The sequence below is a fragment of the Kribbella solani genome, assembly GCF_014205295.1.
GTDB classification, from domain to species: Bacteria; Actinomycetota; Actinomycetes; order Propionibacteriales; family Kribbellaceae; genus Kribbella; species Kribbella solani.
Window position 1 is genome coordinate 3,402,117 of sequence record NZ_JACHNF010000001.1, and the last position, 26,034, is coordinate 3,428,150.

The 26,034-nt window shown below is 68.0% G+C and carries 26 protein-coding genes; 9 read left to right on the forward strand and 17 right to left on the reverse strand.

Annotated features, from left to right (window positions below):
* Positions 1–10 precede the first annotated feature (10 nt).
* Positions 11–430 (reverse strand): acyl-CoA thioesterase, encoded by a 420-nt coding sequence (locus tag HDA44_RS15280; RefSeq protein WP_184834918.1) that lies wholly within the window; start codon positions 428–430, stop codon positions 11–13.
* The gene (locus HDA44_RS15285; RefSeq protein ID WP_184834920.1) at positions 427–846 is read right to left on the reverse strand and encodes an acyl-CoA thioesterase; all 420 of its coding nucleotides are present in this window, start codon (positions 844–846) and stop codon (positions 427–429) included. The genes HDA44_RS15280 and HDA44_RS15285 overlap by 4 nt, the downstream gene beginning before the upstream one ends.
* Positions 847–975: 129 nt before the next feature.
* Between HDA44_RS15285 and HDA44_RS15290 the strand changes: the two genes are divergently transcribed.
* The gene (locus HDA44_RS15290) at positions 976–1,731 is read left to right on the forward strand and encodes an SDR family oxidoreductase (protein WP_337906021.1); all 756 of its coding nucleotides are present in this window, start codon (positions 976–978) and stop codon (positions 1,729–1,731) included.
* Positions 1,732–1,745: 14 nt separating this feature from the next.
* A complete protein-coding gene (locus HDA44_RS15295; protein ID WP_184834924.1) occupies positions 1,746–2,201 on the forward strand; it encodes a MaoC family dehydratase in 456 nt (151 codons plus the stop codon).
* Here HDA44_RS15295 and HDA44_RS15300 read toward each other — a convergent pair.
* The 3 genes from HDA44_RS15300 to HDA44_RS15310 all read right to left on the reverse strand — a co-directional run bounded on the left by HDA44_RS15300 (position 2,198) and on the right by HDA44_RS15310 (position 5,284).
* Positions 2,198–3,085 (reverse strand): GNAT family N-acetyltransferase, encoded by an 888-nt coding sequence (locus HDA44_RS15300; protein WP_184834926.1) that lies wholly within the window; start codon positions 3,083–3,085, stop codon positions 2,198–2,200. The two genes, HDA44_RS15295 and HDA44_RS15300, sit on opposite strands and share 4 nt — an antisense overlap.
* Before the next feature lie 101 nt (positions 3,086–3,186).
* Complete coding sequence (locus HDA44_RS15305) at positions 3,187–4,089, reverse strand: GNAT family N-acetyltransferase (protein WP_184834928.1); 903 nt, start codon at positions 4,087–4,089, stop codon at positions 3,187–3,189.
* Between the two features lie 214 nt (positions 4,090–4,303).
* On the reverse strand, positions 4,304–5,284 hold the full coding sequence (locus HDA44_RS15310) for a helix-turn-helix transcriptional regulator (protein WP_202887380.1): 981 nt from the start codon (positions 5,282–5,284) through the stop codon (positions 4,304–4,306).
* Positions 5,285–5,329: 45 nt separating this feature from the next.
* On the opposite strand from HDA44_RS15310, the gene HDA44_RS15315 reads away from it, so the two are divergent.
* Entirely contained in the window at positions 5,330–5,899 is a 570-nt protein-coding gene (locus HDA44_RS15315) for a TIGR03086 family metal-binding protein (protein ID WP_184834932.1), read from the forward strand.
* On the opposite strand, the gene HDA44_RS15320 is transcribed toward HDA44_RS15315, so the two are convergent.
* From HDA44_RS15320 to HDA44_RS15330, 3 genes are read right to left on the reverse strand one after another with little or no spacing between them, the layout of a single operon-like run.
* Entirely contained in the window at positions 5,900–6,652 is a 753-nt protein-coding gene (locus HDA44_RS15320; protein WP_184834934.1) for an SDR family oxidoreductase, read from the reverse strand. It lies immediately after the preceding gene.
* Positions 6,652–7,872, reverse strand: coding sequence for an acetyl-CoA C-acetyltransferase (locus HDA44_RS15325; protein ID WP_184834936.1), 1,221 nt, complete (start codon positions 7,870–7,872; stop codon positions 6,652–6,654). The genes HDA44_RS15320 and HDA44_RS15325 overlap by 1 nt, the downstream gene beginning before the upstream one ends.
* Before the next feature lie 13 nt (positions 7,873–7,885).
* Positions 7,886–9,031 carry an acyl-CoA dehydrogenase family protein gene (locus HDA44_RS15330; protein WP_184834938.1) on the reverse strand — a complete coding sequence of 382 codons (1,146 nt, stop codon included), beginning with the start codon at positions 9,029–9,031 and terminating at the stop codon, positions 7,886–7,888.
* Between the two features lie 238 nt (positions 9,032–9,269).
* Between HDA44_RS15330 and HDA44_RS15335 the strand changes: the two genes are divergently transcribed.
* Positions 9,270–9,908, forward strand: coding sequence for a TetR-type transcription factor C-terminal domain-containing protein (locus HDA44_RS15335; protein WP_184834940.1), 639 nt, complete (start codon positions 9,270–9,272; stop codon positions 9,906–9,908).
* A gap of 48 nt (positions 9,909–9,956) precedes the next feature.
* On the opposite strand, the gene HDA44_RS15340 is transcribed toward HDA44_RS15335, so the two are convergent.
* Entirely contained in the window at positions 9,957–10,526 is a 570-nt protein-coding gene (locus HDA44_RS15340; protein WP_184834942.1) for a YceI family protein, read from the reverse strand.
* Between the two features lie 135 nt (positions 10,527–10,661).
* On the opposite strand from HDA44_RS15340, the gene HDA44_RS15345 reads away from it, so the two are divergent.
* Positions 10,662–11,120, forward strand: coding sequence for a MarR family winged helix-turn-helix transcriptional regulator (locus HDA44_RS15345; RefSeq protein WP_184843661.1), 459 nt, complete (start codon positions 10,662–10,664; stop codon positions 11,118–11,120).
* 17 nt (positions 11,121–11,137) lie between these two features.
* Here the strand turns inward: HDA44_RS15345 and HDA44_RS15350 are convergent, their stop codons facing one another.
* Entirely contained in the window at positions 11,138–12,505 is a 1,368-nt protein-coding gene (locus tag HDA44_RS15350; RefSeq protein ID WP_184834944.1) for an FAD-dependent oxidoreductase, read from the reverse strand.
* Between the two features lie 92 nt (positions 12,506–12,597).
* Between HDA44_RS15350 and HDA44_RS15355 the strand changes: the two genes are divergently transcribed.
* Positions 12,598–13,044, forward strand: coding sequence for a MarR family winged helix-turn-helix transcriptional regulator (locus HDA44_RS15355; protein ID WP_184834946.1), 447 nt, complete (start codon positions 12,598–12,600; stop codon positions 13,042–13,044).
* A gap of 40 nt (positions 13,045–13,084) precedes the next feature.
* The gene (locus tag HDA44_RS15360; protein WP_184834948.1) at positions 13,085–13,957 is read left to right on the forward strand and encodes a phosphotransferase; all 873 of its coding nucleotides are present in this window, start codon (positions 13,085–13,087) and stop codon (positions 13,955–13,957) included.
* Here HDA44_RS15360 and HDA44_RS15365 read toward each other — a convergent pair.
* From HDA44_RS15365 to ettA, 4 genes are all read right to left on the reverse strand, one after another.
* Positions 13,941–14,561, reverse strand: a complete 621-nt coding sequence (locus HDA44_RS15365; RefSeq protein ID WP_184834950.1) for a dihydrofolate reductase family protein — start codon at positions 14,559–14,561, stop codon at positions 13,941–13,943. The two genes, HDA44_RS15360 and HDA44_RS15365, sit on opposite strands and share 17 nt — an antisense overlap.
* A 54-nt stretch (positions 14,562–14,615) precedes the next feature.
* Positions 14,616–15,107: an SRPBCC domain-containing protein gene (locus HDA44_RS15370; protein WP_184834952.1), complete on the reverse strand. Its 492-nt coding sequence runs from the start codon at positions 15,105–15,107 to the stop codon at positions 14,616–14,618.
* Entirely contained in the window at positions 15,104–15,466 is a 363-nt protein-coding gene (locus HDA44_RS15375; protein ID WP_184834954.1) for an ArsR/SmtB family transcription factor, read from the reverse strand. The genes HDA44_RS15370 and HDA44_RS15375 overlap by 4 nt, the downstream gene beginning before the upstream one ends.
* Before the next feature lie 109 nt (positions 15,467–15,575).
* Positions 15,576–17,258 (reverse strand): energy-dependent translational throttle protein EttA, encoded by a 1,683-nt coding sequence (gene ettA, locus HDA44_RS15380; protein ID WP_184834956.1) that lies wholly within the window; start codon positions 17,256–17,258, stop codon positions 15,576–15,578.
* Positions 17,259–17,405: 147 nt separating this feature from the next.
* Here ettA and HDA44_RS15385 point away from each other — a divergent pair, with 147 nt between their 5' ends.
* Both HDA44_RS15385 and HDA44_RS15390 read left to right on the forward strand, forming a co-directional pair.
* Positions 17,406–17,915 carry a single-stranded DNA-binding protein gene (locus tag HDA44_RS15385; RefSeq protein WP_184834958.1) on the forward strand — a complete coding sequence of 170 codons (510 nt, stop codon included), beginning with the start codon at positions 17,406–17,408 and terminating at the stop codon, positions 17,913–17,915.
* Between the two features lie 81 nt (positions 17,916–17,996).
* On the forward strand, positions 17,997–18,614 hold the full coding sequence (locus tag HDA44_RS15390; RefSeq protein ID WP_184834960.1) for an SRPBCC domain-containing protein: 618 nt from the start codon (positions 17,997–17,999) through the stop codon (positions 18,612–18,614).
* Positions 18,615–18,682: 68 nt separating this feature from the next.
* Here the strand turns inward: HDA44_RS15390 and HDA44_RS15395 are convergent, their stop codons facing one another.
* The 3 genes from HDA44_RS15395 to HDA44_RS15405 form a co-directional block, all read right to left on the reverse strand.
* Complete coding sequence (locus tag HDA44_RS15395; protein ID WP_184834969.1) at positions 18,683–20,362, reverse strand: GTPase; 1,680 nt, start codon at positions 20,360–20,362, stop codon at positions 18,683–18,685.
* The gene (locus HDA44_RS15400) at positions 20,359–23,466 is read right to left on the reverse strand and encodes a GTPase family protein (protein WP_184834971.1); all 3,108 of its coding nucleotides are present in this window, start codon (positions 23,464–23,466) and stop codon (positions 20,359–20,361) included. Before HDA44_RS15400 ends, HDA44_RS15395 begins: the two co-directional genes overlap by 4 nt.
* A gap of 692 nt (positions 23,467–24,158) precedes the next feature.
* Positions 24,159–25,907, reverse strand: coding sequence for a PrsW family intramembrane metalloprotease (locus HDA44_RS15405; RefSeq protein ID WP_184834973.1), 1,749 nt, complete (start codon positions 25,905–25,907; stop codon positions 24,159–24,161).
* Between the last annotated feature and the right edge of the window lie 127 nt (positions 25,908–26,034).

The window sequence follows — 26,034 nt, forward strand, 5'->3', positions numbered from 1 at the left end:
TCCCAGTCTCTCAAGTGGCCGCAACCTGCTGGACCAGGGCTGCCCGTTCCACGTCACCCAGCACGCGCTTGGCATGCGTCCGGCCGTCCACTGCGACGATCACCGACTCCGCCTTGGCGTACACGTCCTCCGACTCACCACTGCGGTCCACGATCCGCGAACCGAGCGTGTACGAGGTCGTACCGACTGACTGAACCCACACGTCCACGTCGTACGGCGGGTGGCGGAGCAGGATCGGCCGCAGGTAGTCCACGGTCTGACTGACCAGTACGCACGGGTACCGCGCGAAGTAGTCCCCTGTGGTGTCCATCAGCTGACTCAGGAACGCGATCCGGGCTTCTTGCAGGTAGTCGAAGTACCTGACGTTGTTGACGTGGTCGTACGAGTCGATGTCCGACCAGCGGACCAGCACCTGGTACGTGAAGGTCATGCGCCCACCAGCTTCTCCAGTGCGGTGCGCTCGACCGGCGTGATCCGGCGCAGGCGGTTCGCGGTGAAGTCGAACGGCACCAGCTTGGTACGCGCCTCCACGTACGTACGCCGCACCGGCTCCGCGTCCAGGATCTCGTAGTCGACCGTGAACGACGCTGCCTTGATCTCACTGATCCACAGCTCGATCCGGACCGGTTCGGGCCGGAAGTGCAGCGGCGCGCGGTACTGGACCTCGTGCCGGGCGACCAGCAGACCGGTCTCCAGGTTGTCGGCGCCCAGCTCCTTCGCGGTCCGGAACAGGAAGTCGACACGGGCGTCCTGGAGATAGTCGACGTACCGGCCGTTGTTCACGTGGCCGAGCGCGTCCAGGTCTCCCCAGCGCAGCGGGCAGTGGTAGACGTGGCGGTTCCTCATACCTTTCCCACCGCACACCCCGAGCTGTGATGATCCACACGGCGATCATCGCATCCTGGGTACATCCCGGGTGACAGAGCGTGGGTAATGTCATCTTCGGCAGACCAGTCGACCAATTGGAGTGGTGGCGTGAGCGGACAGCGGGTGGCGATCGTGACCGGGGCGGCCCGGGGAATCGGCGCGGCCGTCGCGCAGCGCCTCGCCCAGGACGGCAACGCGGTCGCCGTCATCGACCTCGACGAGGGCGCCTGCGCGGCGACGGTCGAGGCGATCACCGGCGCCGGCGGCCGGGCGATCGGCGTCGGCGCCGACGTCAGCAAGGCCGACCAGGTCGCGACCGCGGTCGAGCGGGTCGCCGCCGAGCTGGGCGCGCCGACGATCCTGGTGAACAACGCGGGCGTGCTCCGCGACAACCTGCTGTTCAAGATGTCCGAGGACGACTGGGACACGGTCATGTCGGTACATCTCAAGGGCAGCTTCCTGATGTCGAAGGCCTGCCAGGCGCATATGGTCGAGGCCGGGTACGGCCGGATGGTCTTCCTGTCCTCCACGTCCGCGCTGGGCAACCGCGGCCAGGCGAACTACGCCTCCGCGAAGGCCGGCCTGCAGGGGCTGGCGAAGACGCTGGCGATCGAGCTGGGCAAGTTCGGCGTCACCGCGAACGCGATCGCGCCGGGCTTCATCGAGACCGACATGACCGCCGCCACCGCGGCCCGGGTCGGCGTCGACTTCGAGGAGTTCAAGAAGGCGACCGCCGCGAGCATCCCGGTGCAGCGGACCGGTACGCCGGCCGACATCGCCGCCGCGGCATCGTTCTTCTGCAGCGCGGAGGCGGGTTTCGTCTCCGGCCAGGTGCTGTACGTCGCGGGCGGACCCCGGAACTAGTAGGGAGCGAACCTATGCCGCAGTCCTTCACCGGTGCCGACGAGGTCGTGCACGCGGTCGGCACCCGGCTGGGTGAGACCGAATGGCTGGAGATCACCCAGGAGCAGGTGAACCAGTTCGCCGACGCCACCGGTGACCACCAGTGGATTCACGTCGATGTCGAGCGGGCGCGCAAGGGGCCGTACGGCGGGACGATCGCGCACGGGTACCTGACGCTGAGCCTGATCGCCCGGTTCGGTGACGAACTGTTCAAGGTCGACGGGGTCAGCGCCAAGCTGAACTACGGCGTCAACAAGGTCCGGTTCCCGTCCCCCGTCCCGGTCGGTACGCGGGTCCGGGCCGGCGCGTCGATCGCCAACGCGGTCGAGACCCCGGCCGGCGTCCAGGTCTCCCTGCACTGGGTCATCGAACTGGAGAACTCCACCAAGCCGGCGTGCGTCGCGGAGACGGTCGTACTGCTGGTGCCCTAACTCAGTGGGCAGACAAGCACGGCGTGGGTAGCAATGCGCTGGTACCCGAGCCAATCGTTCACCGCGAGCATCGGGGTGTTGCCGTCGTAGTTGGCCGTGTACATCCCGCGTACGCCCGCGCTCGCCGCCTGTCGTAGCGCGGTGGCCTTGACCAGTTTGGCCAGACCACGACCGCGGTACTCCGGCATCGTCGACGTCATCTTCGACCAGATCACCGTGTGGTCACCGAGTCCGAGCGTGAAGGCGATCACCTGCTCGTCGTACACGGCCGCGACGCTCAGGTCGAGCACCGTGTCCGGTGAGCGCCAGACCGCGGCCAGCCACTCCTCGTACGGCCGGGAGGTGATCCTCGCGTCACCGGGTTTGGTGCGCTGGGCAACTTGATCGGCGGCGTACAACTGGTGCGGTTCGACGTCGGTCAGCGGTACCAGCCGGACCTTGCTCGGCGTCTCCGGGACGGCCTGTACCTTGGCCGGATCGATGCCCGCGTAGTGCACCTGCCGGGTCTGCCGATAGCCGAACCGCGCGGCCCAGTCGACCGCACCTGGCTCGGAAAACACCCGGGCCGAGGCCGCACCCGCCGCGCGCAGCTCGGCATGCGTTGCCGTCAGCAACCGCGTCCCGATCCCACGGCCCCGGTACTCCGGCCGCACCAGCACCCGCACCTCACCGTCCAACGGATCGGAGCCGGCGATCAGGTTGCTCGTCGCCCAGCCCACCACGGTTCCGTCGTCGAGCGCCGCGAACTCCGACCGCCCAGGCGTCACGGGCGCGGCCAGCCGACGACTCAGCAAACCCCGGGTGACCACCAGATAGGGCACCAACTCGTCGTGAAACGCGACTGCCCCGGCCACGTCCCCCGGTCCAGCCGCCCTGATCTCCATCCGAACTCCTTGGGCCTTCCAACAGCGAAGTCCCCCGGAACATAACGCCCTTTCAGGTGCACACCAGAACGAAAGGCGTTACAGCTGCGTCTCAGACACCCTCACAGCGAGCGGAGCAGGCCGTGTTCGGTCTGTACGCGGCGGTAGCCGAGCCAGTTGTTGATGGCAAGCATCGGGGCGTTGACGTCGTCGTTGGAGGTGTACGCGGCGGTGATGCCGGCCGCGGCGGCGCGACGGAGGGCAACTGACTTGACCAGCTTGGCCAAGCCGCGGCCGCGATGTGCCGGGACTGTTCCGGTCATGCCCGACCACATCCGGTCGGTGTCGGTTTCGACGACCGTGAAGGACGCGATCTCGTCACCTGCCATTGCCGCGACGCTCAGTGACTTGTCCATCGCCGGGCTGTTCCAGATCTCCTCCAGCCACTGGTCGTACTCGACGGCGTCCAATGGTGAGTCACTCGGCTCGTCCAGCGAGGAGATCGTGTCAGCGGTGTACGCGGCCCGCGGGTCGACGGTGTCGAACGTCACCAACTCGATCCCGTCCGGTGTCTCCGGTTGCACGGGCAGCGAGCCGAGCTCCACTCCGGCGTAGTGCATCTGCCGCGTACCGTCGTACCCGAGGTTCCGAGCGAACTCCAGGCCGTCCGGCTGGACGAAGGTCCGGACCCGAAGCGCTCCGACCTCAGTCAGGTGCTGGTGCAGCCGCTCGGCCAGTGCGCTGCCGATGCCGCGCTTGCGGTGCTCGGGATGTACATAGATGCTCAGCTCGCTCTGGCCCGGTTCACTGGTCCAGACGTTCAGCCCGGCCGATCCCCAGCCGATCAGCTCGCCGTCCCGCTCCGCGACCAGTGGCAGGAACCGCTCCCCCGGCGACTGCACGGTGATCATGTGCCGCGTCGCCGCCGCTGACATCGCCTTGTACGGGTACACCACCCGCCGGACCGCTGCCACGCCCTCGGCGTCATCACCTGTTGCCAGCCGGACCAGCGCCCCAGTAGTCATGCCCCGGACCCTAGCCAGCCGGGCGTACCCACGCCATGCATTAACAACAGCAACGCGATCGCAACAGCCGCGAGAATCCCGCGATTCGGCTGTGTAGCCGACTCGTACTAGAGTGACGCGGTGCTGTCGGACTGATCGCCCCGACCGCCGGAAGTGCCATCGTGGTTGCACGCGACGGGGTCACCGGCGGCGGGGCGTCCGCATCTCGCCCATTTCAGCCGTACGTAGCGACTGCCGCCTCGGCGAGCTCCAGCATCCGCTCGCGCAGCTCGGTCGGCTCCAGCACCTCCAGATCACCGGAGAAACCGAGCAGTACCCCGCACGCGGCCTCTCGGACCCGGAAGTGCATTCGTACGTGCGGCCACTCGTCGTCACTCGGTACGTCGCGAGCCACCGCACCTTTCGCGAGCATCGGCGAAGCAATCCGCCGGATCAGCTCGAGCCGCTCCGGCCGGACCCGAACAAGTACGTCGACTCCCACCGGCCGGTGCTTCTCCAGAGCAGACCGCAGTCGCTCCCACTCGGTGCGTACGTCCAGACCGTCCGGCCGATCGGCCTTCTCCTCCAGGATGTCCGCCTGTTCGACCCTGGAGACCCGGTACATCCGTGCAGCCCCACGATGAGCCGCCACCAGGTACCAACGGCCGGCCTGCTCTACCAGCCCCCACGGATCGACAGTTCGTTGCTGTACGCCCTCACTCGCCGACGCGTACCGCAGCCGTACCCGCCGCTGCTTCACCACCGCCTGACGCAGCACTGGTAGCGCACCGGTGTCTTCGGCCTCCGCGAACCACCGGCGCCGGTCTACGACGATCGCACTGGACAACGCATCCGCGTCCCCTTGCAGCTCGACTGGCAGCGTCGCGGCGAGCTTGCCCATCGCAGTGTGCAGCGCATCCCGCAGTCCGAGCTCCTCCGACAACGCAGCACGTCCGGACCAGGCAAACAGCGCCTGTGCCTCCCGTGGCGTCAACTCACTGACGTCGGCTCGGTACCCCGGCAACAGCACACAGCCGCCGTTGCGGCCGCGCTCGCTGTACACCGGCACACCGGCCGCGGACAGTGCCTCCATGTCCCGCAGGACAGTCCGCGTCGACACCTCCAGCCGCTCGCCCAGCTCCCGGGCACTCAGCCGCTCGTGCCGCTGCAGCAACAGGATGATCTGCAACAACCGGTCCGCTCGCACGACTTCCATAATATGCGACAGAAGATGTCGCATATAGGCTGAGAAGCTCTCGTCATGAACGCAATCGATCCTCGCCCGCTGTTCGTCCGCGCCCTGGACCAGGCCGAGCAGCTCATCGGCGGCACCGATCCTGATCACTACAACCTGCAAACCCCGTGCGACGACTACGACGTCCGTACGCTCGAGAACCATCTGCTCAGCGTGCTCACCCGCATCGACCTGGCTCTGCGCGGCGGCGACCCATTGACGATTCCCGTCATCGCCACCGGCGTCGACGACATCCCGGCCAGCTGGAAAGAACGCCGGACGACACTCGACGGCACAATCGCGAACGACGCCGTACTCGAGCAGATCTGCACGCTGCCCTGGGGGACGCTGCCCGGCGCGGCGGCCCTCGCCGGCTACACCGGTGAGCTGACCACGCATGCCTGGGACCTGGCCAAGGCCACTGGCCGTCTCGACGAGCTGGATCAGGACCTGGCGGCTCAGGTACTTCCGATCGTGCGCCGGTCCATTCCGGCCGAGGAGCGCGGTGGGCGGGTTCCGTTCGGCCCGGTAGTACAGGTCGCGGACGACGCGTCGCCGTACGACCAGCTGGCCGCCTGGCAGGGACGTCAGCCCTAGCTAGCTGATCCCACCTTTGAGGGTGAGGCCGCCGTCGACGGTGACTGTCTGGCCGGTGATCCACGACGCCTCGTCGGACAGCAGGAACCACACCAGCGACGCGACGTCCTCCGGTCGCCCCAACCGGCCCAGGGGGTACGTCGCCGCCACCTTGTCCTCGCGGCCTTCGTAGAGCGCCCCGGCGAACTTGGTCTTCACCACCGCCGGGGCCACCGCGTTCACCCGGATCTCCGGCGCCAGCTCGACCGCCAGCTCCTGCGTTACCCGGGACAGCATCGCCTTGGTCGCGCCGTACCAGCCGATCCCGGGCGACGGTGACAGGCCGGCCACCGACGACAGATTCACCACGGCGCCACCGTGCGCGCGCATCCACGCGTCCCGGCACGCCTTCACCCAGGCGATCGCGGCCAGCACGTTGGTGTCCACCATCTTGGCCGCGACCGTCTGATCGACGTCGAGCAGCTTCCCGTAGATCGGGTTGATGCCGGCGTTGTTCACCAGCAGGTCCACCGACCCGTACGTCGCCACTGCCGCCGCGACCACCTGCGACCGGTGCTCCGGATCGGCCGCCTTGCCGGCCACGGCCAGCGCGTGCTCCCGGCCGCCCAGCGTCTGCACGGCCTGGTCGAGCGTCTCCTGGGTACGGCCGGTGATCACCACTCGCGCACCGTCCCGCACGAGGCGCCGCGCGATCGCCAGCCCGATGCCGCGGGACGCTCCGGTGACGATCGCCGTCCGGCCGTCGAGGCCCATCAGCTGAGGCGCTCGAGAACGATCGCCATCCCCTGACCACCGCCGACGCACATGGTCTCGAGACCGAACTGCTTGTCCTCGAACTGCAACCCGTTCACCAGCGTGGTCATGATCCGCGCGCCGGTCGACCCGAACGGATGGCCGAGCGCGATCGCGCCGCCGTGCACGTTCAGCTTGTCCTCGTCGATCCCGAGCTCCCGCGCCGAACCGATCACCTGCACGGCGAACGCCTCGTTGATCTCGACCAGGTCGATGTCGTCGATGCTCATCCCCGCCCGGGCCAGCGCCTGCTTCGACGCCTCGACCGGACCGAGGCCCATGATCTCCGGCGACAGTCCGCTGACACCGGTCGACACGATCCGGGCCAGCGGAGTCAGCCCGAGCTCGCGGGCCTTGGTGTCGCTCATGATCACGACCGCGGCGGCGCCGTCATTCAGCGGGCAGCAGTTGCCGGCCGTCACGGTGCCGTCCGGACGGAACACCGGCTGCAGCTGGCTGACCTTCTCCAGCGTCGTCCCGGCCCGCGGGCCGTCGTCCTTGCTGACCACGGTCCCGTCCGGCAGCGTCACCGGCGTGATCTCGCGCTCGAAGAACCCGTTGTTGATCGCCTTCTCGGCCAGGTTCTGCGAGCGGACGCCGAACACGTCCTGGTCCGCGCGGCTGATCCCGCGCAGCGTCGCCACGTTCTCCGCGGTCTGGCCCATCGAGATGTAGATGTCCGGGATCAGCCCGTCCTGGCGCGGATCGTGCCAGGTGTCGTTGCTCTCGGCGTACTTCTCCGTGCGCGCCACCGCGTCGGTGAAGACCGGGTTGAACGAGCTCGGATCACCGACCCCGGCGGAGCCGAAGTTCTTGTACCGGGACACGCACTCGACGCCGGCACTGACGAAGATGTCGCCCTCGCCCGCCTTGATCGCGTGGTACGCCATCCGCGCGGTCTGCGTCGACGACGCGCAGAACCGGTTCACCGTGGTCGCGGGCGTGTTGTCCCAGCCGAGCTGCACCGCGACCCGGCGAGCCAGGTTCCCGCCGTGCTCGTCGTGCGGCTCCGCGCAGCCGAGCGCCAGATCCTCGATCTGGTCACCGGTCAGCCCGGCCTTCGCGACCGCGGCCTGGATCATCTGGACCGCCAGATCGTCCGGCCGGATCGAGGCCAGCGACCCCTTGTAGGCGCGTCCGATCGGCGAGCGGGCGGTAGAAACAATCACTGCTTCAGGCATCTGCACGTCCCTCTCAGAGACCGAGATCTCTCCCGATCAGTTCCTTCATGATCTCGTTGCTACCGGCCCAGATCTTCGTCACCCGGGCATCCCGCCAGGCGCGCGCGACTCGGTACTCGTTCATGTACCCGTACCCACCGTGCAGTTGCACGCACGCGTCCAGGATCTCGTTCTGCACGCTGGCGCTCCACCACTTCACCTTCGCCGCGTCGACCGCGGACAGCCGGTCCTCGTCGTGCGCGACGATCGCGTTGTCGACGTACGCCTGGGTGACCTCGGCCTTGGTGACCAGCTCGGCGACCAGGAACTTGTTGTACTGGAAGGAGCCGACCGGCTGCCCGAAGGCCTTCCGCTCCTTCACGTACTCGATCGTCTCGGCCAGGATCTGGGTGGCATGCGCGATGTTCGACACGGCGGCACCCACCCGCTCCTGCGCGAGCCGCTCCATCATGTGGATGAAGCCGCGGTCGACGGTACCGAGCACGTTGTCATCGGCAACGAAAACGTCCTCGAAGAAGAGCTCCGACGTACCCGACTCGGTCTGGCCGACCTTGTCCAGCTTGCGGCCACGGGCGAAACCGTCCATCCCCTCCTCGACCACGAACAGGGTGATGCCCTTCGCGCCCTTCGACGGGTCGGTCCGGGCCGCGACGATGACCAGATCGGCCATGTCGCCGTTCGTGATGAAGGTCTTCGACCCGTTCAGCACCCAGCCGCCGTCGGTCTTCTTCGCGCTCGTCTTCAGCGCGGCCAGGTCGGAGCCGCCGGACGGCTCGGTCATCCCGATCGCGGCCACGTACTCACCGGAGCAGAACTTCGGCAACCAGCGCTGCTTCTGCTCCTCGGTGCCGAGATCCACCAGGTACGGCGCGGCGCAGTCGTAGTGGATGCCGAAGCAACTCGACAGCGACGCGGACACCTTCGACAGCTCCTCCGCGAAGACCGCGTTGAACCGGTAGTCGCCGACGCTCGAACCGCCGTACTCCTCCGGGACGTCCAGCCCGAGGAAACCCTGCTTGCCGGCTTCCAGCCAGACCGCGCGGTCGAGCGTCTTCTCCTCCAGGAACTGCTCCATCCGCGGCACCAGCGAGCGGTCGCAGTACTCCTTCGCACTGGCCCGGAACGCGTGATGGTCCTCGCTGAAGATGACGCGCTCCATGGGGCCTCCCCGAGATTTGAGACTGATTGCTAGAGGGTGTCTGGGAACTCTGTGCCGTAGCGAGGAGGTGCTCGGTGCGGTAGCTCGGTGCGCGGGGGCGAAGGTCTCGATGCGGCGCATCGTGGCCTTTGCACCCGTGCGGCGAGGTGCCGTGCCGAGTGCCCCGCAGTAGGTGCAGGGTTCTCAGACACCCTCTAAGCGCTTGCTTAGCTTCACAAGTTTGGTGCAGGGTGTCAACGTGTCCGCAGTCACCGACCCGCTTGTCTGGGAGCATGTCCAGCCGGCCGCCGCCCGCCGGCTGCTGACCGGCGCCATCGACGCGTTCGCCGAGCGCGGGTACCAGGCCACAACCACCCGCGACATCGCCGCCCGCGCCGGTATGAGCCCCGCCGCCCTCTACGTGCACTACCCGTCGAAGGAACGCCTGCTCTTCGAGATCAGCCGCTACGGCCACAACGCCGCGCTGAACGTCCTCCGCGCGGCAGACCCCACCATCTCACCCCCGGACCGGCTCGCTGGATCGCCGGAGCAGTCGACTCCCTCAGAGCGGTTGCGGTCGCTGGTAGCTGCGTTCACCGCGTGGCATGCACGTCATCACACCATCGCCCGCGTGGTCCAGTACGAGCTCGCCGCCCTCTCCCCCGAGCACCTGGCCGAGGTGGCAACGATCCGCCGCGCCATCTCGTACCAGATCGAGCAGGTCCTGTCCGACGGAGTGGCCGACGGCTCGTTCGCCGTCACGGACCTTCCGGGCACCACACTCGCCGTACTGTCCCTGTCGATCGACGTAGCCCGCTGGTACACACCACACCGCGGCGACCCCGAAGCCCTCGGCACCCTGTACGCGGACCTCGCCCACCGCATGGTCCAGGCATAACGAAGACCCCGCACCGGCAGGCGCGGGGTCTTTCGGAAGATGCTGTGGTCAGGCCTGCAGGGCGGCCTGTACGTCGAGGTGGATGTCCACCTTGTCACCGATCAGCAGCTTGCCGCCCTCGAGCGGCACGTTGAAGTCGATGCCCCAGTCCTTGCGGCTGATCGACGCGGAGGCCTCGAAACCGATGATGGTCTGGCCGTAGGCGTTCTGGTCGACGCCGAGGAACTCGAAGGCCAGCTCGATCGGCTTGCTGACGTCCTTGACCGTCAGCTCACCGGCCAGGATGTAGTCGTCGCCCGCGGCCTTGATACCGGTGCTGACGAAGGTCATCTTCGGGCTGTTCTCGGCGTCGAAGAAGTCGCCGGAGCGCAGGTGCCCGTCGCGCTGCTCGTTCCGGGTGTGCACGGAACCGAGCTCGATGGAGACGTTGGTGGTGGAGCCCTCGATGGTGTCCCGGACGACGATCTCGCCGCTGAACTCCTGGAAGGTGCCACGGACCTTGGTCATCAGGTGCCGGACGGTGAAGCCGATCTCGGTGTGCGCCGTGTCGAGGGCGTACGTGCCGGCGGCCAGGCCCGGGATGGTGCTGGTCGGGGTGCCGGTGGTGGTGTCGCTCATGAGGTCCTCTCGGGAAGGGTCGGTACTGGTCGGGGTGACGCAGCCGCTATAGTTCAACATTCAACCGATGACTACGACGGTAGGACTCAACGGTTTAAAAGTCAACTATATTCCCGCTACACTGTTCTCGTGACGATCGATACTGGGACTCGGTGGCTGAACGCCGAACAGCAGGTGGCGTGGCGTGCCTACCTGCTCGGAACCGCACGCCTGATGGCCAAGCTGGACGACGACCTGCGCCGGTTCGGCATCGGCATCAACGACTACGAGATCCTCGTTCGCCTGTCCGAGTCGCCCGAGCGACGGCTCCGGATGGCCGACCTGGCCGACCGGCTGCACCAGAGCCGGTCCCGGCTCACCCACACCGTCGGCCGCCTCGAGAACGCCGAGCTGGTCCGCCGGACGTCCTGCACGAGCGACAAGCGCGGCGTCTGGGCGGAGCTGACCGACGCGGGGTTCGCGCTACTCGAGCAGGCCGCGCCGTACCACGTCGAGGGCGTCCGGGAGAACCTGGTCGACCTGGCCGGCACCGAGGACTTCGCCGCGGTCGGCCGGGTGTTCGACGCGGTCGCGGAGCACATCGGCCAGCGCTGACCGACTGCCTTGGCGCCCTACCGTTGTGCCTGAGCCGGCGTGATCTCCAGGGTCAGCTCGTCCCGGTTGGCGCCGCGGTAGGCCAGCATCGAGTCCCGCATCCGTCGCTTGACCGGAGGAAGATGGTTCACCGCGCGCATGCCCGTACGCATCACCGCCAAGGCGATCCGGCCGATCACGGGCTTGTGCATCGGATCGTCCGACGTCATCTGAGCACGTGACTTGAATACCGCATCGAAGCCGTACTCGATCATCTTGGCCTCGTAGGCGTTCACGGCCGGGATCAGTTCGCGTTTCCCGTCGCGTACGTCGATCAGCGCCCGGCACAGGTTCACGGCGTCGCGCAGCGCGGTGTTCGCGCCGACGCCACGGCCTGGCGTCATGGTGTGAATCGCGTCACCGATCAGCGTGACGTTCGTCGTCGGCCAGGGCTCGACCGGCGCCGAAGTCCAGATGTTGACCGGGAAACAGGTGCCGGGATCGGTCAGTTCGAACAACCGGCGAAGGTCCGGATGCCAGTCCGGCGTCAGGTCCAGCGTGAGCTTCACCAGCTCCTCGCCGCGCAGCTCCATGACATTCGCGGGCAGCTTGTCCCGGGTCGCCGACACACCCCAGTTGATGTAGTCGCGGGTGTTGTCGAACTGCAGCCCGGGCCAGCGCCGGATCAGCTCCTCGGTGTTGCCGCCGATCCCGTGCTTCACCCGGCCGTCGCGGTCCCACTGGAACTCCATCACGTGCAGGATGCAGAACAGCCCCCGCGGCGCGTTGATCATCGAGATGCCCTCGAACACCTTCGGCGGCACCAGCTTCGCGCTCTCCGCGGTGATCGGCAGCTTTCCGGCGATCGCGATGATCCCGGTCTCCTCGATGTCCGCGTGCGGCAGATACTGGCGGCGTACGCGGGAGTGCGCGCCGTCCGCGGCGACAAGAAGATCGCCCGTGGCCTGCGTACCGTCGGCGAAATGGGCGGTGACCCGATCGCCGTGCTGCTCGAACCTGGTGAACTCTCTGCCGAACTCGACGACATCCTCCAGGCCGGTGAGCAGTACCTGCCGAAGCGTCATCCGGCTGATCGACTTCTCGCTCTCGATCGGGTCCGTCGACGGCTCGACCTGCATCGACAGGACCTCCTTGAAGTTCTCCGTGAGCATGTTGAAGTACTTCGGGTCGCGGGCCTTGGTGGCCACGAACGTGTCGTACAGCTCCTTCGGCAGCAGCCCGTGCAGGGCCCGGCTGCCATCCGGGTCGATGCCGACCCGATAGCCGTGCAGGCCTTCGGTCCGCAACGCGTCCCGCTCGTACACCGACACCTCGATGCCGGCCCGCTTCAGGCCGTGCGCAAGCGCCAGCCCTCCGGTTCCGCCACCGATCACCAGCACCTTCATGATTTCTCCATTTATCTCGGGATTCCAAGTATCTTGGTGATTCGAGTATCTTGGAGATTCGAGATAAAAGCAAGCCCTATGCTGAGGTGGCCATGACCAGTAGCCGAGAAGAGCTCGCCGCCGAGATCCAGGAGCAGCTGATCCGGGTCATCGCGGCGCTCGTGCTGTACAACCACGCGGTGTCCGCCAAGGTCGGTCTGGGCGCCAGCGACTCGCAGTTCATGACGCTGCTGCGCGCGCACGGACCGCTGACGCCGCGGCAGCTGGCCGACCACACCGGCCTTACCTCCGGCACGATCACCGGCGTTATCGACCGGCTCGAAGCGCACGGGTTCGTCACCCGCGAGGCCGATCCGACCGACCGCCGCAAGGTCGTCGTGACGCCGGCCCTGGAAAAGATCCAGGAGACGATGGTCCCGCTGTACGCCGAGCAGGGCGCGCGGCTCCAGGGCGTACTGGCGTCCCGGACCGATGACGAACTCCGGGTGATCCTGCGGTTCCTGTCGGACGCGGTCGACAACTCTGCAGACCCGGGCTAAATCCATTGAGCCGGTCACCGCGGTCCGGAACGCTGACGACGTGACCGAACTTCATCAAGACGGGCGCGCCGGTATCGACGCGGCACTCGTCCAGCGACTGATCGCACGGCAGTTCCCGCAGTGGGCCGAGCTGCCGGTGACTCCGGTCAAGATCGACGGCTGGGACAACCGGACGTACCGGCTGGGCTCCGAGCTGACCGCTCGGCTGCCCACGCACGCCAGCTACGTCGCCGCCGTGGACAAGGAGCACCAGTGGCTTCCGGTGCTCGCGCCGCAGCTGCCGGTCGCCATCCCGACCGCGGTCGCGAAGGGATCACCAGGCGAGGGCTATCCGCACCCCTGGGCAATTCGTCGCTGGATCGACGGCCGGACCGCTTCGCCCGAGACGGTGCCCGACCTGTCCGAGTTCGCCCTCGCGGTCGCGGACTTCATCCTCGCGCTGCAGCGCGTCGACGCCACCGACGGACCGCTCGCCGGCGACCACAGCTTCCACCGCGGCGCGCCCCCGGAGTACTACCACGACGAGACCATGCAGGCGCTCACGGCGCTGAAGGGGCGGATCGACGCCGACCTCGCCCTGGAAGTCTGGAAGGCGGCGCTCGCGTCGCCGTGGGATCGGCCGGCGGTGTGGTTCCACGGCGACATCGCGAGCGGGAACCTGCTGGTCCGGGACGGGCGTCTGGCCGCGGTCATCGACTTCGGTACGTCCGGCGTCGGCGATCCCGCCTGCGACCTGGTGATCGCCTACGGATTCTTCTCCGGTACGTCACGCGAGGTGTTCCGCGAAGCGGTCGGCCAGGACGACGCGATGTGGGCACGCGCTCGTGGCTGGGCGCTGTGGAAAGCACTCATCACCGAGAACCTGCCGATCATCGACGTCGTTCTGGCCGATCACGTCAGACAAACGCGCTGACCCCTTCGTACTCGGCCACCGGCGCGGCGCCGACGGTCTCGTACTCGAGCAGCAGGAGACCGCTCGGTGTCGCCGCCTGCTCGGTCAGCCGTAGACCTGCCGTGTCGCCCGGATGCTCGAACAAGCGCCTACCGGAACCGATGATCGTTGGCGCGACCACCAATCGGACGACATCGATCAGGCCCGCCTTCAGGAGGGCGTTGCCGAGCCTCGCGCTGCCGTGGATCTGCAGCTCACCTCCGCTGCTCTGCTTCAGTTCCCCGACGTCGGCCAGGCCCGTCAAGATCGTGGCCGGTCGCCAGTTCGCCTCGGCGAGCGTGGTACTCACGACGTACTTGGGCAAGGCGTTCATTCGTACGGTGAAGGGGTCATCCGGATCGGTGATTCGCGGCCAGTCACGGGCGAAGGCTTCGTACGTACGCCGCCCGAGGAGGAGACCGTCGGCACGGGCGAGCCAGTCGACGGTCTGCCGGACAAACGCCTCGTCGAAGTACGGCACCAGCCAGCCACCCCGCGTGAAGCCGTCACTGATGTCCTCGGTCGGCGAACCCGGCCCCTGACTTACCCCGTCAAGCGTCACAAACTCGGTCAACACAACCTTCATCTGTCTCCCTCCGCTCCAACGCTCTTCATCTGACTCCCCCGGCTTCCGTGCTCCTCAACTGATCCCCGCGCTCTCGACAAGCGCGGCCAGCTGTCGCGTCACCGTGCCCCAGCCGTCGGCGAACCCGAGCTCGGCGTGCCGCCCGCGGCTGGCCGGATCGCCGTGCCGAGCGATCATCCGGTAGTCCGTGCCGTCAGCATGCTCAGTGAGAACGACCTCGACCGTGACCACGATCGGCTGCGGATCAGCCGGCCGCCAGTCGCTGCGGATCGCATTCGTGAACGCGATCCGCTCCAACTCGTCTGCCGCCAGCACCACCGCGTCAAGATGCGGCTCGAACCGCAGACCGTCTGAACTGAGCCGCGACACCAGTGCCCCACCCGGCCGCAGGTCCAGACGCTCAACCCGACACACCGCCGGCGCAGGCACCCACCACTGCGCCAACTGCGCCGGATCACTCCACGCCGCCCACACCACCTTGCGTGGCGCGCGGATGATCCGCTCCACCACCAGATCGAGCTCCGGATCGAACTCTCCGCGACTCACAGGCCCTCCTCTTGCCGTTCTGGTTCGTTTCGTGCCGCTTGTTCGGCGACGAAGCGCTCCAAACGATCGGTACGGTCCTCCCAGACCCGGCGCTGTTCAGCCAGCCAGTCATCGACCAGTGCGAGCCGCTCCCGGTTCAGTACGCAGGTACGCACCCGACCGGTCTTGACGGTCCGGATCAGGCCGTTCGACTCCAGCGTCCGGACGTGCTTCATGAACGACGGCAACGTGATCGGGAACTCCGCCGCGAGCTCGCCGACGCTGGTCGGTCCGCGCCCGAGCCGCCGGATCACGCTCCGCCGGGTCGGATCGGCGAGCGCGACGAACACCCCATCCACTTCCGCCGAATACTGTGCCATGAAGCTAAGTATTAATCAGCTCCAATACTTAGCGCAAGGGCTAACTGTCAGCAACGCGAAGGACCCCGCCTCCGATCGCCGGAGACGGGGTCCTCGATGCCTGGCTCGCTCAGTCGCGGGTGAGCTTGCGGTGCGTGACCCGGTGCGGGCGGGCGGCCTCCGGGCCGAGGCGCTCGACCTTGTTCGCCTCGTACGACGCGAAGTTGCCCTCGAACCAGAACCACTTGGCCGGGTCCTCGTCGCTGCCTTCCCAGGCGAGGATGTGCGTCGCCACCCGGTCCAGGAACCACCGGTCGTGGGAGACCACCACGGCACAGCCCGGGAACTCGAGCAGCGCGTCCTCGAGCGACTGCAGGGTCTCGACGTCCAGGTCGTTGGTCGGCTCGTCGAGGAGCAGCAGGTTGCCGCCCATCTTCAGCGTCAGCGCCAGGTTCAGCCGGTTCCGCTCACCACCGGAGAGTACGCCGACCGGCTTCTGCTGATCCGGTCCCTTGAAGCCGAACGACGCCACGTACGCCCGGCTCGGCATCTCGAAGTTCGCGACCTTGATGAAGTCGAGCTCGTCGGACACCATCTGCCAGACCGTCTTCTTCGGGTCCAGGCCACCACGGGACTGGTCGACGTACGAGATCTTCACCGTCTCGCCGAGCTTCAGCGTGCCGGCGTCCGGCTGCTCCTCGCCGACGATCATCCGGAACAGCGTCGACTTGCCGACACCGTTCGGGCCGACGATACCGACGATGCCGGCCCGCGGCAGCGAGAAGGTCAGGCCGTCGATCAGCTTGCGGTCGCCGAAGCCCTTCTCCAGCTTGGAGACCTCCAGCACCGTGCTGCCCAGCCGGGGACCAGCCGGGATGTTGATCTCGTCGATGTCCAGCTTCCGGGACCGCTCGGCCTCGGCCGCGAGCTCCTCGTAGCGGGCCAGCCGGGACTTGCTCTTGGTCTGCCGGGCCTTCGCGTTCGACCGGACCCACTCGAGCTCGCGCTCCAGGATCTTCTGCCGCTTCGCGTCCTTCTGGCCTTCGACCACCAGCCGCTGCTGCTTGGTCTCCAGGTACTTCGAGTAATTGCCCTCGTAGCCGTACGTCCGGCCGCGGTCGAGCTCCATGATCCACTCGGCGACGTTGTCCAGGAAGTACCGGTCGTGGGTGATCGCCATCACGGCGCCCGGGTACTTCTGGAGGTGCTGCTCGAGCCACAGGACCGACTCGGCGTCGAGGTGGTTGGTGGGCTCGTCGAGCAGCAGCAGATCGGGCTGCTGCAGCAGCAGCTTGCAGAGCGCGACCCGGCGGCGCTCACCACCGGAGAGGTTGTCGACGAGCACCTCCGGCGGCGGGCAGCGCAGCGCGTCCATCGCCTGCTCGAGCTGAGCGTCGACGTCCCAGGCGTTGCGGTGGTCGAGCTCGGTCTGCAGGTCACCCATCTCGGCCAGCAGCGAGTCGTAGTCGGCGTCCGGATCGGCCAGCTCGGCGGAGATCTCGTTGAAACGGTCGAGCTTCTGCTTGGTGTCGCCGACCCCTTCCTGAACGTTCTCCAGCACCGTCTTGCCCTCGGTCAGCGGCGGCTCCTGGAGCAGGATCCCGACCGTCGCGCCCTCGGCCAGCCGGGCCTCGCCGTTGGAGGGCTGATCGAGCCCGGCCATGATCTTGAACAGCGAGGACTTGCCGGTGCCGTTCGGCCCGACCACGCCGATCTTCACGCCGGTGAGGAAGTTGACCGAGACATTGTCGAGAACGACCTTGTCGCCGTGCGCCTTCCGGACGTTGCGAAGCGTGTAGATGAATTCCGCCATACCCAGAGCCTATGTGCTCGACCGGGGCGTTACCCAACCCGCCCACCGCGGTTGTCCACAGCCGGCCGGTTCACGGCTCCGATCCCGCGCCGATCGGTGCATCTTCTCCGGTGACAGCGGACCACACCGATCGGAAGGCGCCACGACATGAGCCTCGGCGAAACGTACCTGACAGTTCTCGGCTGGGTCGGCAGTGACCCAGATTTCAAGGAGTACCGGAAGAACTCGCAGACGACCTTCCGGCTCGGGTCGACGCCACGCCAGTTCGACAAGGCGCTGAACCAGTACGTGGACAAGGCCACGACCTGGTACACGGTGCAGTGCTGGCGAAGTCTGGCCCGGAACGCGTTCGAGTCCGTCCGGCGCGGCCAGCCACTCATCGTCACCGGCCGGCTCCGAACGCACGAGTGGACCGACGACGCCGGCGAGCAGCGCAGCCGCGTCATTCTCGAGGCCTTCTCGCTCGGCCACGACCTCGTCCGCGGCACAGCCGCGTTCACCAGAAGCGTGTCCCGCGCCGAAGCGCCGGCCTTCGCCCACGCCGATTCCGAAACCACTCCGGCCGAAACGACCGCGACACCGTTCCCACCGGACGAGTACTCCGTTCCGCCACTGCCGTTGCCGGCGACCGTCGATCCGGAGGTACGAGCGGCATGATTATCTCAATCTTGACTTATATAAGTACTGCCCGGCATTCTGTGGTCGATCCCAGCAACCGAGCAGAAGAGGGAACCCTCCGTGATCGACATCCTCGAGCACCTGAACGCGGTCCAGCGCGAGGTCAGCCGGACCGGCGAGACCGTCACGGTGCTGATGCGCCGTTCGTACCAGGCCGAGCCGGCCGAGCTCTGGGACGCGCTGACGGACCCGGAGCGGATGCGACGCTGGTTCATGCCCGTCACCGGCGAGCTCCGGGTCGGCGGCACGTTCCAGTTGCAGGGCAACGCCGGCGGCGAGATCCTCGAGTGCGAGCCGCCGCGGCGGTTCAAGGTGACCTTCGGTGGGCCGAACAGTCTGCTGGAGCTCCGGCTGCTGCCCGGCGCGGGCTCGTCCACCGAGCTCGAGCTCGAACACTCGATGAGCGAGGCCCCGGCGCCTGGCGGCGCGGGCGCGCTCTGGGTCGGCCCGGGCTGGGACGGCGGTCTGCTCGGTCTGGCTCTCTACGTGACCGGCGAACTGCCCGCGGACGCCGATCCGGTGCAGATGGCGAACTCTCCCGAGGTGATCAGCTACAACGAGCAGTCCGTCCGGGTCTGGATCGAGGCGGTCCGCTCTTCGGGTACCACCTCGGAAGCCGATCTCACCGAGGCAGCCAAGACCTCACTCGCGCAGTTCGCACCCGACGCCACGCTCTGACCCTTGCACTTCGTGCGAGCGCGCGTCCGGGTGTTCCGAGGCGCGCGCTGCGCCGTACACCGATCGAGCTACTGGCGGGCGATCGCGAGACTGTCGCGGCAAGTCGTGTACGCGGCCAGCTCCTCGCGGGCGGGCTGTACAACGTGGCTGTCGGCAACCTTTTCGAGCTCGGACCGCAGCGCCTTGGCGACCTGCCGGGACCGTCGCTGCGCGCCGTTGGTGGCGAACACCCGGCAGACGAACGACAGCGCCAGCCCGAGCACGGCTCCACCGACCAGCATGACCCACGCGTAGGGGATGCCGTTCCATTCCGGCAAGGGCGGATCGTTCAGCTTGGCAATCCGGGTCACCAGCAAGGCGATCAGCCACGCGGCGCCGCCCAGCGTGACCAGGAACAGCAGCCACTGCACGATCCGGGCGAAGCTCCACCAACCAGGATTGTTGGCCACCCCAAGGTCTGTCCGCGCGACCGCCTGGTCGAGCTCGTCGCCGAGGGACTCCTCCCGGCGCCGGATCGTCGACCGCACCGAGTCCGCCCACGGGCGGGACAGCCCGGCGGCCGCCTTGGTGGTGATCGTGCGTACCGCGGCATCCATCCGCGCCCGCTGCACCGGAGTTGCCGACGGCAACGACGAACGTGCGATCGCCACCTCGTTGGACGCGGATTTACGCAGCGCCTTGCCCTGTTCGCGGGACACCTGGTCGCCGTGCAGCCGACGCAACGGATCCGGCCGGAACCGTCCGATCCACTTGGTCAGCGGCCAGCCCGTCGCGGCGGCGGCCCGCTGCAGATAGGACCGGCGGACGGCGTCCGACACCACGGTCAGCCCGCTGGCGTCGGAGAGCGCATCGACCAGCTCGGTGACATCGGCCTCGGCCACGTCCGGCGTCTTGGCGGTGCCGCACTGGCTCGCCATCCGGTCCGCGACCCGGTCGACATCGGCCGACAGCCGCTCCCGGGCGGAGCGCTTGTTGCTCACCCGCTTGACCAGGAGGGACCGCACTTCCTCAAGGCCGTCACCGCTGACGGCCGAGGTCGCAACGACGGCCGGTGACTTCAGACCGTCGGACTTGAGCAGCTTCTCGAGGTCCTCGAGGCAGCTCTTCTGCTGGTCCGGCGTCAGCTTGTCCATGTGGTTCAGCGCGAACACCATCACCCCGGAATGCGAGGCGAACGGTTTGATGTACCGGTTGTGCAACGCCGCATCGGCGTACTTCTGCGGATCGACAACCCACACCAGCAAGTCGACCAGCTCGACCAGCCGGTCAACGATCAGGCGGTGCTCCACTTCGGTCGAGTCGTGGTCGGGCAGGTCCAGCAGGACCAGTCCGTCCAGGTCTTCGGAGTGTGCGTCCTCGAGCGAGCTCCGGTGCTGCACCTGGTGCCGGCGCGGGATGCCCAGCCAGCTCAATACTTCACCTGCCGGCTCGTCACCCCAGACACAGGCGAGCGGCATCGAGCTCGTCGGCCGGCGGGTTCCGATCGCCGCCAGGTCGAGACCGGTCAACGCGTTGAACAGCGACGACTTTCCCGAGCCGGTGGCCCCGGCGAGGGCAACCACGGTCAGGTCGCCCGACATCCGCAAGCGCTGTCCGGCGCGGTCCACGATCTGCCGGGCCTCGGTGAGTACCACCGGATCCAGCCGGCCGTCACCGGCCTTCGCGGCGGCTTCGATCGCGTCGATCTTCTTCAGGACATCGGTCTCGGCCCGGGCCGGGGTCTCGACCGTATCCACTGTTTCCGTCACGTGCAGTCCTCCACCGCGCGCGCGGCCTCCGTCAGGTTCCTGGCCGTGTCGGCATCGACCGGATGCTGGTCGAGGACTGCCAGGTAGCGGGCGAATTCGGCATCCATCAGGGCATGAACCTTACCGTCAAGGTCGTCCCGCGCCTTGCCGACCATGCCCTGAACCGCCTTGTCGCCGAAAACAGCGTCCAGCAGCCGCTGACCGACCACCGCGCTGCCCGCCCCGACGCTAGCCTCCGCACCCTTCGGAATCCCTGCCCCGCTGGCGAAAACGACCACCATCAACGAAAGGCCGAGACCATTCACGCCGTACTCCAGGATGCGCGCGGTCGACTTCTTGTCCGCGCCTTCACTGCGCACCAGTTCGAGAACGGACTCCTGCCACTCCCGGACCGCACGGCTCGCGGCCGCCGGGAAGTCCGCCGACATCGCACCGAGCGGCGTTTCGCTCGCCGCCAGCAGCTGTCGTCCCGGCGCGGTCCCCTGCCAGATCTTCTCCGCCCGCTCGGCAGCCTCGGCCGCCTGCTCCCGCAGCAACGACTCGACGCCCGACTGGATCGCGTCACTGACGTCCCGCGTCTCGGCCGGCTTGTTGCCGAGCGAGCTCTTCAGGCGATCGCGCAACCGGCCCGAGCCCGACTGCAGTCCCTTCAGCAGCTCACCGCTCCCGACGAATTCCTGCCACCGGGCCAGCACCTCGCCACGCAGCAACGTACCGTCCTGGCACGCCTTCGCGACGTCCTTCACACCCTGGTCGTACGTGGCCTCGACCGACGATCGCAGCTCGAGCGCCGTGTCCGCCTGCGCCTTGACCGCGCTCGCGAACGGCGGCGCCTTCTTCACCATCGCCGTCACCGCGCCCTGCAGGGTCCGGCGCACCACAGCGGCCCGCGCCTCCGCGTCGGCGGCCAGGTCGACCAGCCAGTCCTTGATCGAGGCAACGGCCGCGTCCGGCAGCATCCCGTTGCCATCGACAACGGTCTCCTGGATCGAGAACAACGGCGAGTCACCCAGCCCGCGCTCGAGCAGCATCTGCGCGAGGTGCCCGGTGATGTCGTCGATGGTCTCGCCCGGCGCCCGGTCGAGTACGACCGCGACCGCCGTACTGCGATCCGACGCGCTCTGCAGGAACTCCCACGGCACCGCATCCGAGTACCGCGCCGCCGTCGTCACGAACAACCACAGATCCGCCGCGGCAAGCAGCTGGGTGGCGAGGTCACGGTTCGCCTCGACCACCGAGTCGATGTCCGGCGCGTCCAGAATCGCGAGCCCCCGCGGAACGGTGTCCGCGGCAACCAACCGCAACTGCCCCGCGTCCTCCATCCCACCCGGCTCGTCCGCGGTGGTCCGCGCCATCCCCGGCAACACCCGATCGCCCACGAACCAGTCCGCGTCGGCCGGGTGATGAATCAGCACCGGCGACCGCGTAGTGGGCCGCAACACCCCCGGCTCACTGACGACCTTCCCGATCACCGTGTTGACCAGCGTCGACTTCCCGGCCCCCGTGGACCCACCCACCACAGCCAAAATCGGAGCCTCAAGCTGAACCAACCGAGGCAACAGGTAGTCATCCAGCTGATCCAGCATCGCCTTCTGCTGCTGCCGAGCCTCGTCAGCCCCCACAACCTCCAACGGCAACCGACTCCCCGCCAACACCCCCCGCAACTTCATCAACGCAGTAATCAAAGCCATAGCAGCCTGCTCAGCCACCAACTGCGCCGCCAATTCCTCCCCACTAACCTCCCGCTGCTCTCCCCCACCCTGCATGCCACCCTCACCCACCGACGACCCACCACTCACAGCCGCCGCACCACCCTCACCCGCCGCCCGCCCACCACCCGCAACGCCCTCAGCACCACCTGCACCGCCCGGAGCACTCTCAGCACGCCCGGCACCGCCCGCAGCACCATCAGCCTCGCTCGATCCACCGCCAACGCCCGGCACCTCAGACACGGCATCCTCAGACGGAGCGTCGTCGGACGCCGCACCAGCACCACCGCCGGCGCCTCGCGCGTCTCCTGCTCCGTCGCCCCCATCAGGCCCGTCAGCCTCGGCATCTTCAGCCACCACGGCGCGGTGAGCCCCCTCAGCGCGCTGCCCGCCCTCCGCGCCATCAGCAGGCTCCACACCCACATCAGCCGCATCCGCGTCAGTCGTCGCGTCGGTGTCACCAGTCGTAGCGCCCGCCTCAGCAGTCGCCACGTCCGCCTGACCAGTAGCCACGTCCGCGTCAGCAGTAGCCACGTCCGCGTCAGCAGGCTTCGCGTCCGCCTCGGCCTCATCCGCACTCGTTACGTCCACGCCATCCGCATGCGTCCTGCCCGCGCGTGCAGTCCCCGGGTCCGCATCATCCACCTGCGTCGTACCCGCGTCTGAACTCAGCGTGTCCGCGCCATCAACCTGCGCCGTACCGCTGCCTGCGCCTGGAGCCTGCGTGTCCGCATCATCAACATGCGCCGTACGGGTGCCTGCGCCTGGAGTCTGCGTGTCCGCATCATGCGCGTGCGGCGTGCCCGTCTCAGCGGTCCGCGTCTCCGCGTCATCCGCCTGTGCCGCGCCTGCGTCAATGGTCGCGGCGTTCGGGACATTCGCGCGTGCCGCGTCAGCGTCAGCGGTCGCAGCGCTCGGGACATTCGCGCGTGCCGCGTCGGCGTCAGCGGTCGCGGTGCCAGCAGCATCCGCCTGTGTCGTACGCGCGTCCGTGGTCTCGTTGTCTGCGGCCCCGGCAGCCGTCGCATCCACAGATGCTGAGTCGGAGTGGGTCGCGTCCGTGACCGGGGAACTGTTGTCCGGTGTGCCGGTAGCTGGTGTGACCGTTGCCGGCGTGTCCTCGGCCTGAGCAGCCGTGTCCTCGTCTTGCGTGCTGCCGGGTTCGCCAGGGGTTTTCTGCTTGGGGAGGCCGACGATGATGTTGCCGAATTCCAGGGGGAAGCCGTCTGGGGAATCGTCCGGCTCATACACGACACCGACGGGCGGACGTGGGTTCTGCTCAGGCGACTCCGAGGAGGCATCAGCCGTGGACGGTACGCCTCCTGCGGCGGCCGGCTTGGAGGCCTGAGGCAGTTCGTCCTGAGGACTGGCGCCGTGCGTGTCAGCGTTGTCCATCCGGGCGTTGTACGTGCGGGGTTCCCGGTCCGTTGAGTGGTCGGACGTTGTGTCTATGCCCGGCTCGGCGTCACCGGGCGCGGAGGCGTCCCCGGCAGCCGAAGCCGCACCGGCTGTCGCGGAGGGTGCTCCGGCTGTTTCGGCGGGGTCGCCAGCATGCGCGGAGGTATCGCCTGTGGTCGGCGAGGCTTCACTGGCCGTTGTGGCGGGGTCGGCCGCAGGTGCGGCGGTGTCGCCAGAAGTTGCAGAGGCGTCGGCGGTGGAGGGGGCGGCGCTGGTTGTTGGGGCGGAGTCGGTGGAGGTCGCGGAGGGCTGGCTCTTGTCGGCGGTGGGGGTGGATGCCGGCGGGTCAGTTGGCGTTGCGGCTGATTCTGCGGCCGGGGCATCGGCGGGCTCAGGCGCGCGGCCGGGCTCGGCGGCGGGGTCAGGCGTGCGGCCTGCGTCGGGGGTGGGCTCGGGGGTTTTGCGGCGGCGGCGGCGCCAGAAGCCTTTGGGTTTGGTGGGGGACTGGGCGATCAGGTTCGCCAGCTCCTGGGCAGGCTGATCCTGGCTCGGAACTCGCGGTTCCGAACCTTCACCAGCTGCTGGCTTGGGGTCAGCCACGGTGTCCGCCCACGAGCACAGAGTGCCCGGTCGGACAGCGCAGAAGCAAAGTCATCGTCATCCCCGTTTGGCGGCGTGGACGGGTGGCATCACTGCGGTGGTGGATACGGACCGTATCCTCCCGGCGGTCCTTGGCGGTCAGGGGGCCCCGGCGGGTAACCGGGCTGACCGGATGAGTGATCGGGTTGGGTGGACGGATACCCGGGTTGAGCGGGCGGGTAACCGTCCGGCGAGCGGGGGTGATCCTGCGGGCGCGCGTCGCCCGTGGGGTTTGGAGAGGTACTCGCCGACGCTCCAGAACCAGGCGAAGACTGTCCCGGACCAGACTGCCCCGGACCGGGGGCGCCGGGGTCCTGCCCAGGTCCGCCGGGGTACTGCTGCCCGAAAGCGCCAGATTGCTGCCCAGGTGCGCCAGGGTGCTGCTGGCCGCCGGACGGTTGTCCGGGACCAGTTGGGTACAGCGAACCGTCTCCACCGGGAGGGGGCGCGTACTGCTGGCCGGGAGCCGACCCGTATGGCTGGGTCGGGCCCGGTGCGTAGGGCTGGGTGGGGGTGGCGTACTGGTTGGGGGTGGCGGCGTACTGGGGGGCGGCTTGGGCGAAGGCGGGCATGGGTGGGAAGGGGACTGTGGGGCGGCGGTCGCGGAGTTCGTCGAGGAGTTGTTTTTCGGTTTGGAGGGCCTCGGGGCCGATCACCTGGCGGACGATCTTGTCGCGCAGGTACGCCAGCTCGGTCGCGTTGTGCTGGAAGGCCTTCGCGGCGGCCTCCGCCTGGGGGCCGTAGCGGCGGGCGTTCTGGCGGAGGGCCTTGCGGCCACGGAGAGTGGCGATCAGGGGTACGTCCTGTGGTACCAGCCAGCCGAACCGGACGTAGTCGTACAACCGGGACGCGATCATCTGTCCTTCGCGTGATCGCATCACCAGCGCGAAAACCACCAGGCAGATGAACAGCGGGACCATCAGGCACAGGTACGCGACGATGAATCCGCCGCCGCCGGCCCAGCTCGCGGAGGCGTTCCAGGCGGCGTGGGCGAGGACGGCGGCCAGGTACCCGACCACGGGGGCGAGGAAGCGGACGACGGTACTTCGGTGCCGGATCGCGACGCCGATGCCGATCGCGGTGAACGACGTGAAGAGTGGATGCGCGAACGGCGAGATCACGCCGCGGATGATGAACAGCGCGAACGCGCCGCGCAGTCCGGCGTCGCTGCCGGCCTCCTCGGAGAGCGTGTTGAAGACGCGGCCGTAGTACAGGATGTTCTCGGTGAAGGCGAAGCCGACGCCGACCATTCCCGCGTACACGAGGCCGTCGATGATGCCGTCGAACTCCTTGCGCCGGAGCAGCGCGAGCAGCAGGATCACCGAGCCCTTGGCGAACTCCTCCACCGGCGGCGCGACGAAGACCGCGGACCGGTCGCCGCCGACGCCGGTCTCGGCGAGCCGGTGCGAGACCTCGGTGTTGATGAAGATCGCGGCCAGGGTCGCGATGAAGGCGCCCCAGCAGAGCGCGAAGACGATGTACCTGGTCGGCTCGGGTTCGTAGCGGTCCAGCCAGAGGTACAGCGCGATCACCGGGATCACCGGGACGAACGCGAACACCAGGCCCCAGGTGAAACCGCCCGCGCCGGTCGACTTGGCGACGATGCCGAAGATCACCAGGCCCGCGATCGCGAACACGACCGCGATCACGATGCCGATCAGGACGCCCTGGTTGCGCCGCTGGCCGGGTACCGGGTGGTTCCCGAGCACGTTCGGCCGCGGGTACGGCCCGCTGGACGTGTACGCCGACCCCGCCGCGGGTTGCGGCGGACCTGCCGGGCCTGGTGAGGGGTAACTCATGCCCGCAGCCTAGTTGGGGTGCAGTTTCATCGGCAGGACCACCCACTCAGCGTTACCTGGATGGAACGACAGCCCTGTACTTCGGCTCGCCGCGAACCGCCGTGATCGGGAACCCAGAGGCGCGATC